Origin of the sequence: Bacillus timonensis (assembly GCF_000285535.1) — a bacterium.
Lineage (GTDB): Bacteria > Bacillota > Bacilli > Bacillales > Bacillaceae_L > Ferdinandcohnia > Ferdinandcohnia timonensis.
Map to the genome: position 1 here is coordinate 13,479 of NZ_HE610993.1, position 12,249 is coordinate 25,727.

Sequence of the window (12,249 nt, forward strand, 5' to 3'; positions counted from 1 at the left end):
TACACGGTAAGGTCTCTCGTGATAACATACTGCCGCACTTTAATAATTATTCCTAGAAGAAATAATGCGTAAAATAACAGCTAAAATCGATGTATGTTAGAATGAACTAAAATGTATATACGAAAAGAGGCGAAAACATGTTTGATAAAATTAAAAGACAACTACGGAATATCGCACGAGGGAGCAGTAGTAGAAGGCGCCGTTACTATGGTGGAAGCAGTAGCAAAAAAAGGCATCGTTACTACGGAGGAAGCAGTAGCAGAGGACATAAATATAATCCACTGAGCGGTAGTAAACGCTATAAACGAAGAAGCTGGGGAAGTAGCAGTTAAAACCAGTCACTCACTTTCCTCTAGAGCTTTAACTGCAACATAAAGATCGTACAAGATACCATCAATCGAGGAATACGGTTTCTCCATTCTTAGAAGTTTTTTTACTAATAAAACGGTTTCCTGCCTTAACGAAAGTTCTTCTGTCCACGGGAGGGCTTTTTTCGTTTTAGAAGAATACGTCGTATAAAGTAAATATAAAAGAATATCGCCTATATCGTAATAGTCCTGAAGCTTCAACTCTTTACGATCATTTTCATTGGATTGATTTGGTTTTTCTTGTTTTGCCAAGCCAAAATCGATTAAATATGGCTCATTGTTTTTTAATAAAATGTTTGGTATTCGTAAATCAAGATGGTAAATATCCTTTTTATGAAGGTAATCAACTACTTGAATTAATTTAGCAACAAATAATAAAGACTCTTTCTCATTAAATGTCTTCTTATTTTGAAAAATTTCATCCTCTAGGTTTACCCCCTTAATGTAGCTCATTACGTAAAAATAATGGCCACTTTCGGAAAATGCCTCATAGAAAACGGGCATGCGATGATGCTTTAGGTTTCCCATGACAGATACCTCATCATGAAATAGCTTAATTTCATTCATAGCTTTACGCCTGCTAGGACGTAGTTGCTTGAGGATTCTATCTTCCCTCGTTAGAAGATCTCGACAAAGATATACCATTCCATAACTTCCAGATCCAATCATTTCTAAAACCTGGTACCGATGATTTACTATTCCTGATTTTTTTATTGGTTTATCAACAATAAACTGATAGATTTTTCGAATCGGCCGTAGCATGATTTACTCCTTTATAGATAAGGGGATTCCTATGAGAATACTGTCCTGCTTTGCAGCTAGCAAAACACTTCACAAAAAAAGTCTATAGGAGAAGAACAAAAAGTACTTCTCCTATAGACTAATTGAAAAACTTATTTTTTTCTACAAAAGTATTGATGTCATCATTCATTTTGTATACACTAATAAACGGCAAAAAACTTAAGCATGAGATATTTGGATGCTAAGTGCCTCAGTTTTGGGTCTGTCTATTTCCTATTTTCAACTTACCAGGTTAGATTGCTAGGATTAGACACCCGAAACTTCAACTTCACTTATATCTTCCTCTTCATTTGTTTGAGCTTTCACGTAATCAATCATCACTATTGTTTCATCATCTTCATGTTTAATCGTGCAGTTACTATATTCTTTTTTAATATCTGCGATTCGAACAGAATGCCCAATTTCAAATTCAGTGATGTCAATTTCAATGTAATCAGGGATGTCTTTCGCTTTTGCTGTTAGATCCAATTCGTAAACAAATTGTTTTGCAACTCCTCCAGCTTTCTCACCAATGGAAGTTCCCTTTAAAATCACATTAACCTTTGTATCAATTTCAGTATCTTTATCGACTTGTAGAAAATCGACATGGAGAATTTCTTTTTTTATAGGGTCGTTTTGGTAATCCCTTAAAATAACATTCTTTGATTTCCCATTAACAGTTACTGAGAAAATCCCATTTCTTCCCACATCTTTAATGACACTTCTTAAATCGGAATTGTTAATTAATAAAGATTCAGTTTTGCTATTCCTTCCATAAACAATTGCAGGGATTTTCCCTTCACTTCTCCACTTTTTCAAGATAGATTTTTTGAAAGTTTTTCTTTCTTCTGCTAATAGCGTACTCATTTTATTTCCACCTTTCCATAAGTTTCATTTCTTAGACATTAGTTTTTGTAGGAAAAACAGTCTATGAAATATTAGAATTACTTATACTTCTAGTATATCGAATCCTTCATTTTATTTCATCTATTTGGCTTTAAAAACGGATTCGAAATACTTTATTGATAAGTGGATATAGAAATTTCACTCCTTTTTTCGTTAGCATATCTCCTACTATATGTGAGAGATAAGCTATCGTGGAAACAAGAGCCAAACCATCTACGTCGGTGCTAGCTTCTAGCAGATGTGACATATACCACCAATAAATTAGAGCCCAAATCGTATGAGTTGGCCCTCGGTGGGCAAACCACCCCGCTCCCCCTAGATATAAGGAAAACATCACCAACCACCACAATTCATTTGTTACTGCATAATAGATTAGGAATAAACTTAACATGCTCATCAGAATATTTTTCAACGTTTCCTGACTCTTCAGGGAAAGTCCTATTATAACAGCTCCCCACCCAAAAAGCAGAAGTATATTTTGTTGACTAAACCATTTTTCATCTAGGAAAGATAAGAGATTTAAATCAAAAAAGAATGTAATCAAAGACAGGACTATTAATGTCAGACCCGCAAATATTCCACCTTTTTTGATTAATTTAGCCGTTTTCGTTACACGTTTATTTAATAGATTATTCCCATCCAAATCAGGAGCAAGGGAAGCCACCCCTGATGCAACTAAAGTGATAGGCATCATTTCAAGTGGTTGACTAATAGCGGCCACTGCTCCTATTCCTAATCCAATTGTTAAATGTGTCCGACCTTTCATGTTGTCACCTCTTTTGTTGTTATTTCTCTTTTTCTATCAGGACTTATCAGAAACGTAATTACCTTAACAGTTAGCTTCTATTAATATAGAACCACATTTAGACAATCATCAGTCTTAATTCTCTACTAAACTCTATATCTCAATATTTCATTCTAATTTATTTGTCGATATCTGCTCAAAATTTTTAGATATTTCCCGGGAATTTGTTGAAAATTGAAAAATGGTGAGATTTATTGGGGCGAGGGTAATTTTCTAATGTTCAAGTATCGGAATCTCTGTTCAATGGTTCATTCTTATCTTTCTATGTTTAAAAACACAAAAGACCTTTTAATATAACATCTAAGAATGCGCCCGTATCGCGTAACGCTATAAGCTCCGATATCAGATTCTACATAGATACGTGGATTGCTTTGTTGCTTTACTTTTGAAATAGTAGGAGCTACATTCCCACTCATAGGAAAAGAATGGCCCATTCATCAGATGTATATTATGTCCCATATCAGACCTTCTTTTGATAAAAGGTTAGAAGATTTAAAATTCCAAAGCATATCGCCTGGCGATACGAATCATAAAAATAGTTGCCCACCCTTCCTATTGAGCACTAAATACTAGCTACTGGACAAGGTCAACCTTTCTATTAAACTGAGACATATTGCTTAACAGTGAAATCTCACTTTACACATTGCTGGTTAGTTCGTAAAGTATATCGCCCAGCGATATTCAGTAACACATAAAATGTCCAAACAGACACCTATTTTCGGAATATCGAGAAGATTCCTCCCCATTTTTCTTTAGGCTTATGTATCGCTTCTTCTAAACGTTTATTGAAATCATTTTGTGAATTCCATTCTTTTTTCTGTTCGTCCCGCATAATTTGTATTTCTTTTTGCAAAAGTTCAGATTTTTGTTTTTCTTGTTGAAGCAATGTTTCATAATGGTTCTTCTGTTGTTCAGTTAATTTTTCAATTTTAGCATTCGTTTTTTGCGCTGAATTCCCAATAGTAGAACTTATAATATGATGATCTTGCTGAAGGCGAGATACCTTCGTTTTAAGCTCTACCATATCGTTTGTCAGTTGGACATTCATTTCACGTGTGGCTGCAAGTTCATTAGCTAAGAACATTAAGACCTCTTTTAATTGGTTAGGATCTTGTGGTAAATTTTCATATGTATTGGTTAACGCAATCTTCGTTTCATTAGATTCTTCTAATTTTTCTTTTTGTTCTTCCACAAGGTCTTTAGCTGTATCGTCTAGAGACTTGTCTGTATCGCGTAACGCTATAAGCACTTCGATGTCAGATTGAACAAAAATACGCCGATCGCCATCCTTTAAAAACTCATACCCATTCTGCTCTAAAATTTGACCATACTTTCGGACAGTGGGTGTTGCAATCCCCACTACTTCTGCCACTTCCTTAGTTGTGAAAGCTCGTTCATTTGGTTGTATATCGCGTCTCATATCGCACCTCCCTCCTATCTAATATGAAGGTTTTTAGATTTATTTGCAAGTGTTATATCGCCGGGCGATATGATACAAAAAAGGACCGGATTGTCTCCAATGATAAAGATTCCTATCATTTTTTTAATCTCTTAACAGAAGTTTATCCAATTCACGTACTTGATCATATGCATTTAATAGATATTCAGGTACCAGTGTTCTCCCGTATTCCCAAGCATTTTCTTCTATTTCTGCTAAAAGCTGTTGCTTTTCTTTTTCTTCGCCATAAATGAGGGTCTTTAAAACTCGTGTATTTTTCCTATATTCTAAATAATAACCAAGCTGACGATAAAGAATAAGCTTTACAAAATTATCATCTGTTTCTTTAACTTTAAAATTTATTTTAGAGTTATACCCATTAATTTGTAAGTAATTAAACTTTATTGTATTTGTTGATACATTATAACTCAACGGTGCAGGGAGTTTATCGCTTGATTCAACATTAATATTTAGTTTGAGTTCTAGTAACGTAGTTTCAATAATCTTCTCTATATGCCACATATATAGCATTTTTCTTCACCATTCCTAAAAAACATTTTTATATCTATATTTTGGTTCAATTATCTTCCAAAAGGTTGTCACATTATGTCATTTTTACATTATTATAAGCTGTATATTGTGACAAGAGCCATTTATCATGGGCACGATTTACTGTCATTTATCGATTATCCTACTTTCACATTAATGTTTTACAATTGACGTGAACTTTTACTGATAATAATAGATTGATGAATAGAAAAGAAGCTTCTCAAAAGTCTATGACTAATGAGTAGCTTCTTTTAATTTTGTTAAAGTATTTATTACAATATTATGCACGTTGGATGAGTCTGAAATTATAAAGTAATTAATGCTTTCGTAATCCCTAATTTCGGATAGTTTTCCAGGACACTTTGAACCTCTTCCAGTTTAATTCTGTGACTAATCAACGGTTCAATATCCACTATCCCTTTATTCAACAATTGTATCGCTTCATCTAAGGTGAATGGATTGATGAAAGATCCTGAGATAGTTAACTCCTTGTTAAAAATATCATATGGAGTAATTTCAACGACTTCATTTGGACTTGGGACACCAAACAAAAGTAATTGCGCCCCTTTATCTGCACATTTCACTGCATTTTCAATGGTAATTCTTTTTCCGACACATTCAATCACAATATCGAATTGATTGTATAGCGTAGAATTAATTTCAGAAACAACTTCTGTGGCACCCAATTGTTTTAGTACTTCATGCTTTGCTTGATTAATTTCGTTTACAACAATTGATCCGAATGTGTGATTCCGTATAACTTGCAAGAATAACATTCCAATAAAGCCGCCTCCAACAATTAAGACACGGTCATTCGGCCGAATGGTAAGCTGCTTGAAACCATGCAACACACAGCTCAAAGGCTCCACCATGGCTCCCTGTTCATAGCTCATTGAATCTGGAAGTTGATAACAGTTAGCCTCTGGGACTAAAACATATTCTTCCATGCCGCCATTTCTTGTAACTCCCACTGCTGATAAATGTGAACACAGATGGACTTTACCACTTCGGCAATATTTACATTTTCCGCAATAGATATTGGGATCCACTGCTACTCTGTCTCCAACTTTAAAATTCGTAACATGCTCACCAATTGCTACAACCTCGCCTGATAATTCATGGCCTAATACGACAGGAGGAGTTACTTCCGCTGAACCAGGATCACCATGGTAAATATGGACGTCAGTGCCACAAATGCCGCAATTTTTCACCTTAATCATTACCTCATTCGGAATTGGCTCTGGAATCATCAGTTCAGACAAATTCATTTGTTCTGTTCCCGTTAACACTAATGCCTTCATTCTAATCTACCTTCTTCTCAAATAATATTTAATATCTATCACTCTCTTACATTCACGAAAATCAGAGACTAAGGTCTACGTTTATTGGCTCGAGATTAAAAGATTAATATCCATTTTATTCGGAAGTGAGGAAATAGCTCCTTTTCCGGTCGTGGTTAGTGCCCCGCTTGCATTTGCAAATGCCAAGATTTGTCTATGATTATCTTCAAGAATTTCCTCCAAATTTTGCTGGGTTGTATTCTTATCAAGCAACTGATACAACAAACCGCCAACAAAAGCGTCTCCGGCTCCGGTCGTATCGTAAACTTTAACCTTGTAACCTGTGGATACATATTTTTTATTCCTTACAAAGAGGTCAGCTCCACCTTCTCCTTTTGTAAGGATAATAGCTTTCACATCACCAACAAACAAACAGTCAATCGCTTCTTCCACATTTATTGTACCGGTTAAAAAATCCAGTTCCTCTTCAGAAATCTTTACGATATGTGCCATTGGCATAAATGATAAAATGGTGTTACGACATTCTTTCGGTTCGTCCCAAAGAGGAAGACGCACATTTGGATCAAAGCTAATGATTGCCCCTTTAGACTTTGCAAATTCTATAGCCTTAACATGTGCCTGCTTCATTGGACTTTCTACTAAATCAACCGAGCAAAAATGAAGAATATCTCCTTCTGAAAACCACTTTTCATCAATCTCTCCCTCAGTAAGTAATAAATCCGCAGAAGGATTTCTATAAAAAGTAAAGTCCCTTTCCCCATTATCTTGCAATGAGACAAAAGCCAATCCTGTATTTGCTTCAGTACTTCTAAAAACCTTATCTGTCAGGACTCCGACATTTTCTAACTGTTCCAAAAGGAAGTCTCCGAAGGGATCATTCCCTAATTTTGTAATCATTGATGCTCTACCTCCGTACTTCGCAACGGTTGCTGCAACATTGGCAGGGGCACCTCCAGGAGCACGCTCGAACCCAAAAACGTCCTTTAATGCTTTTCCTTTTTGAAGAGGAATAAAATCAATTAACAATTCGCCTATTGAAAACAAAGTTGACATTTTCCATCACCTAGGTATGTTTTTTCTTATTTAACGGTTCTATATTTTATATACACGTGTTTCATATGGTCTTAATGAGAAATGTTCAATACTCTCATTTTCATTTACGTCATAATTACTAATGAGCAGTTGTTTATTTGTATCATTTAAATCGGATGGAAGTTTAAAATCAACTTGTTCTTGGGTAAAATTACAAATTACAAGAAGCTTTTCATCATTAAGTGTTCTTGTATAAGCATAGATAGATTCGTCGTCTTTCATTAGTTCCTCAAAATTCCCATAGACAATGACAGAGTTATTCTTCCGGAGTTGAATTAACTTTTTATAATAATGAAACACGGAGTTAACGTCTTCTACCTGTGCTTGTGCATTAATCTGTTTAAAGTTAGGATTGACCTCAATCCAAGGTGTTCCTTTTGTGAAACCAGCATTTTCACTCTCATCCCATTGGAATGGTGTACGTGCGTTATCTCTCCCGATATAATAAACAGCTTCCATAAACTCATCTTCACTCATCCTATTTCCAGTAACATAGTCTTCGTACGCATTTAACGTTTCTATGTCCTTGTATTGAGAAATGGATGGGAATTCAACATTTGTCATTCCTAGTTCTTCACCTTGATAGATATAAGGTGTACCTTTCATCATGTGTAGGCAGGTTGCGAGCATTTTTGCAGAAATTTCTCGATACTCATCTGAATCGTTGCCAAAACGAGAAACAACCCTTGGTTGGTCATGGTTGTCCCAGTACAAGCTGTTCCACCCATCCTCTTCTAATTCAACCTGCCAATGAGATAGTATACTTTTTAATTCTGTAAGCTTCCATGGTTGACGATCCCATTTTCCATCAGGACCATTGCCGACAGTCATATGCTCGAATTGGAACACCATATTGAGTTCATTGCGTTTGGAACCTGTATACATCTTTGCTTCATCAGTAGTTACTCCTGGTGTTTCGCCAACAGTTATAATGTCATACTTTGACAAAACTTCCTGATTCATTTCTTGTAAAAATTCATGAATTCTCGGTCCATTTAGAAAATATGAACCACCATCAGCATACTTCTTGCCTTCTAACACTTCTCCATCGGGATAGCTTTGGTCTTTTGAAATCATATTGATGACATCCATTCGGAAGCCATCAATTCCTTTATCAAGCCACCAAGTCATTAAATCATATACTTCTTTTCGAACTTTAGGATTTTCCCAATTTAAGTCCGGCTGTTTTTTACTGAATAAATGTAAATAATACTCTTCTGTCGTTTCATCATATTCCCAAACAGAGCCACTAAAGATAGACTCCCAGTTGGTCGGTTCCTTTCCATCCTGTCCTTTTTTCCAAATATAATAATCTCGTTTGGAATTATCTTTTGAAGACTTTGATTCCAAGAACCATTGATGTTCATCTGAGGAATGGTTCACTACTAAATCCATCATGATTTTTATACCACGTTTATGAGCTTCCTCAAGAAGTTCGTCAAAATCTTCCATAGAACCAAACTCACTCATAATTGCTTGATAATCAGAGATATCATAGCCATTATCATCATTTGGAGATTGATAAATAGGGGATAGCCAAATCACATCAATGCCAAGCTCTTTAAGATAGTCTAATTTTGAAGTTATTCCTTTTAAATCACCGATACCATCGTTGTTACTATCCATAAAGCTTCTTGGATAAATTTGATATACAACACTTTCTTTCCACCAAGTACGTTCCATCTTTCATACCTCCGAAATAAAAATAAAAAGGACAACTATCCCTTACATTCTTTTTTAGTAAAACCGGACGAAATCGTCCGGTTTTTCCATTTATTAATTCTTTTCGATTATCTCTTTAATTTAACCCATGTTTCATCTAAAGCTTTAGAAAGTTCATCTCTATCTAGTTGTCCTCCAACATATCCTTGTAAAGATGCACCAAACTCTGGTATTGAGCCCTCAGGCCATTTGAACCAGTTCCAAGAAAGAGTCTTGCCTTCGTTAGAGTACTTAACAATTTCCTCACCTAATATTCCAATACCTTTGCCCTCAACTGGGATATTTTTAAAAGCAGGAATAAATTTAAATTCTTCAACTAATGCCTTTTTACCTTCTTCAGATGATACCAACCAATTTAAGAAATCTTTGGCTGCTTCTTTGTCTGCAGATGGTGCATTTTTGTTGACTACCCAGTTACTAGGTACACCAATTTGTAGCTTATCGTTCACTGCTTCATCATCATTGATTGGCATTGGGATAAAGCCAATGTTCATGTCAGGTGTAATCTTATCAATCATTGGCTGTGTCCAGTTACCTTGTTGCATCATCGCTGCTTCACCAGTCGCAAATAGTGTTACCTGTGTATTATAGTCAGTTGTTAATGGATTTTTGTTCCCATACTTTACAGTTAAATCTAATAAATCAAGAACTTGATCAAATTTTTCATTACCCTCAATTGTCGCTTTCCCCTCGTGAAGTCCTTGAATAAATGTATCTGGATCTTCTTGTTGGGCAAATGCTAAGTTTAATAAGTGCTGGCCAATTACAAATGATTCAGCATATCCATTTGAAAAAGGCGTAATTCCAGCATCTTTAAGTTTTTTACTAACTGTTTCTAACTCAGATAAAGTTTTGGGGATATCTGTAATACCCGCTTTTTCAAATAGATCTTTATTATAAATATATCCATAACCTTCTAGGTTTACCGGCTGACCATAGAGTTTTCCGTCTACTGTCATTGGTTCTAATGCACTTGGATAAGCATCTTTTACCCATGGCTGATCTGATAAATCTTCTAATTTATCTTGCCATGTGATTGCTTCTTGGTAACCGCCGTTATTGAAAATATCCGGCTGGTCGTTAGAGGCAAATTGTGCTTTAAGTGCCGCACCATAATCAGCACCACCACCAACCGTTTGAATGTTAAATGTCACATTAGGATGTTCTTCAGTATATATATCAGTTAATGCTTTAAACTGATCGGCAATTTCAGGTTTAAACTGGAAGATATCAACAACAACTTTGCCATCACCACTACCGCCATTACTTTTTTCTGATGTGTCATTAGTTCCACATGCACCTAAAAGAAGTGTGGCAGATAAAACGCCTGCAACTAACGATGATTTTTTAAAACGCATATAAAGTCCCTCCGATTGATTTATATTTTATAGAGTCTGTTGCATGTTCATTCAAAACTATTTAATTGCGCCGCTTGTAATTCCTTTAATAATGTGCTTTTGCATTGCAAAAAAGAAGAGTAACAACGGGAGAATTCCCATTACTAACGCCGATAGTGCCAAATCCCATTGTTTTGTATATTGTCCAAAGAAGAAGAAAGTTGCTAATGGGATTGTCCTTAATTCTGGATCTTGAAGAACAAGTGATGGTAATAAATAGTCATTCCAGATCCATAGGCTGTTAAGAATAATTACTGTAACCGTAATCGGTTTCAAGAGTGGGAAAACAATTCTAAAGAAGACACCAATACGTGTGCATCCATCAATAATAGCAGCTTCTTCAAGCTCTACAGGAATACCTTTAATGAAACCATGATATAAGAAAATTGTCATACCCGATCCAAAGCCAAGATACATAATAACAAGGCCCCATATACTATTTAACAGACCTAAACTACTAGTTGTCTTTATAAGCGGGATCATGATTGATTGAAAAGGTATAATCATGGCTGCTACAAATGTCATAAAAAGGATATTGCTTATTTTCTTTTTTGTCCGAACTAGCATGTAAGCCGCCATTGAACAAAAAATAACTAGAACCAGGTTACTCGCAACCGTAATAATTAATGAATTTGAAAACACCTTTACATAATTCAACTTTTCAAATGCTTCTACATAGTTTTGAAACTGTAGCACTTTAGGTAATGCCGATGTATTCGTTAAAATCTCAGAAAATGTCTTTAAGGAGTTTGACACCACATAATAGAATGGAATTAAAAAGATGATTCCAAGCAGGATCCCAAAGATCTCAGTAATAAATGATTTACCTGCATACCTTCCCATTACGATTCAACCTCCCTTTTCTTCGTAATTGTAACTTGAAGTATTGTAATTGCTGCTACAACGATGAAGAAAATTAATGCTTTAGCTTCCCCAATACCATAGCGGTTATTGACAAAAGCCTCCGTATAAATATTAAGCGCTAACATTTCAGTTGATTTAAATGGTCCACCATTCGTGAGTGAAAGATTGGCATCAAAGATTTTAAATGATGAAGCTGTTGTTAAAAATAAGCAGATGGTAACAGCTGGTGCAACCATTGGCATTGTAATATTGCGAAGTATCTGCCATTTATTCGCTCCGTCGATTTTAGCCGCCTCTATTAATTCTTGTGGGACATTTTGCAATGCAGCTACATAAATAATCATAATATAGCCCGCTCCTTGCCAAACGCTTACAATCACAAGACCCCAAAATCCAGTACTAGCATCTCCCAGCCATGGTAAATTGAAAAAAGGAATTCCAGTTAACTCACCAATTGAGGCAAATCCTTTAATAAAAATGAATTGCCAGATAAACCCTAGTAAAATTCCTCCAATTAAATTTGGCATAAAGAAAACGGTACGTAAAATATTTCTCGTTTTTAACTTTTGTGTGACTAACAGTGCCAGTCCAAAGCCAATGATGTTCGTTAATAGGATAGCAACAACCGTATATTTGGTTGTTAAGAGGAAGGAATCTTTAAAGTCAGTATCTTGTGTAAAAATATATTTAAAGTTATCCAGCCCCACCCACTTTACGTTTCCGGTTACCCCGTTCCAATCAGTAAAGGCATAGTAGACCCCTGTAAAAAAAGGAATTAGAACAATGATGGTGAATGCAAGGAATACTGGACCAACGAAAAGAGAAAACATTCCCACTTCTTTAAGTTTCTTCTTATTAGCAGAAACAGTTCTGGCCGCTTTAACATCTTTTTGTTCTTTAAAGGTTCCCACATCTATTTTTTCTGTATTTGTTTGACTACTCAATCTCATTGCACCTCCTATATCTTCATTTTAATGAATATAAAATTTTATGAAACGGCTTACATTGACGAGTAGGGTGTAAAATA

12 protein-coding genes are annotated in these 12,249 nt (G+C 35.4%); 1 reads left to right on the forward strand and 11 read right to left on the reverse strand.

Annotated elements, in window-relative coordinates; all coding sequences use genetic code 11:
• Positions 1-137: 137 nt before the first annotated feature.
• Positions 138-332 (forward strand): hypothetical protein, encoded by a 195-nt coding sequence (locus tag BTHG_RS26945; protein ID WP_148361293.1) that lies wholly within the window; start codon positions 138-140, stop codon positions 330-332.
• A gap of 6 nt (positions 333-338) precedes the next feature.
• Here BTHG_RS26945 and BTHG_RS23500 read toward each other — a convergent pair whose 3' ends face one another.
• From BTHG_RS23500 to BTHG_RS23550, 11 genes are all read right to left on the reverse strand, one after another.
• Positions 339-1,130: a serine/threonine protein kinase gene (locus BTHG_RS23500; protein ID WP_010285477.1), complete on the reverse strand. Its 792-nt coding sequence runs from the start codon at positions 1,128-1,130 to the stop codon at positions 339-341.
• A 285-nt stretch (positions 1,131-1,415) separates the two neighbouring features.
• A complete protein-coding gene (locus BTHG_RS23505; RefSeq protein ID WP_010285481.1) occupies positions 1,416-2,015 on the reverse strand; it encodes a 50S ribosomal protein L25 in 600 nt (199 codons plus the stop codon).
• 130 nt (positions 2,016-2,145) lie between these two features.
• Complete coding sequence (locus BTHG_RS23510) at positions 2,146-2,820, reverse strand: metal-dependent hydrolase (protein ID WP_010285484.1); 675 nt, start codon at positions 2,818-2,820, stop codon at positions 2,146-2,148.
• 751 nt (positions 2,821-3,571) lie between these two features.
• Positions 3,572-4,279 (reverse strand): hypothetical protein, encoded by a 708-nt coding sequence (locus BTHG_RS23515; protein WP_010285487.1) that lies wholly within the window; start codon positions 4,277-4,279, stop codon positions 3,572-3,574.
• A gap of 123 nt (positions 4,280-4,402) precedes the next feature.
• Positions 4,403-4,828: a hypothetical protein gene (locus tag BTHG_RS23520; RefSeq protein WP_010285504.1), complete on the reverse strand. Its 426-nt coding sequence runs from the start codon at positions 4,826-4,828 to the stop codon at positions 4,403-4,405.
• 323 nt (positions 4,829-5,151) lie between these two features.
• Positions 5,152-6,147 (reverse strand): zinc-dependent alcohol dehydrogenase family protein, encoded by a 996-nt coding sequence (locus BTHG_RS23525; protein ID WP_010285507.1) that lies wholly within the window; start codon positions 6,145-6,147, stop codon positions 5,152-5,154.
• An 81-nt stretch (positions 6,148-6,228) separates the two neighbouring features.
• The gene (locus BTHG_RS23530) at positions 6,229-7,200 is read right to left on the reverse strand and encodes a carbohydrate kinase family protein (protein ID WP_010285511.1); all 972 of its coding nucleotides are present in this window, start codon (positions 7,198-7,200) and stop codon (positions 6,229-6,231) included.
• Between the two features lie 39 nt (positions 7,201-7,239).
• Positions 7,240-8,922, reverse strand: coding sequence for a glycoside hydrolase family 13 protein (locus BTHG_RS23535; protein ID WP_010285514.1), 1,683 nt, complete (start codon positions 8,920-8,922; stop codon positions 7,240-7,242).
• Positions 8,923-9,029: 107 nt separating this feature from the next.
• Positions 9,030-10,319, reverse strand: coding sequence for an ABC transporter substrate-binding protein (locus tag BTHG_RS23540; protein ID WP_010285526.1), 1,290 nt, complete (start codon positions 10,317-10,319; stop codon positions 9,030-9,032).
• A gap of 57 nt (positions 10,320-10,376) precedes the next feature.
• Positions 10,377-11,201, reverse strand: a complete 825-nt coding sequence (locus tag BTHG_RS23545) for a carbohydrate ABC transporter permease (protein ID WP_010285527.1) — start codon at positions 11,199-11,201, stop codon at positions 10,377-10,379.
• Complete coding sequence (locus tag BTHG_RS23550) at positions 11,201-12,052, reverse strand: carbohydrate ABC transporter permease (RefSeq protein WP_232284518.1); 852 nt, start codon at positions 12,050-12,052, stop codon at positions 11,201-11,203. Before BTHG_RS23550 ends, BTHG_RS23545 begins: the two co-directional genes overlap by 1 nt.
• Positions 12,053-12,249: the final 197 nt, after the last annotated feature.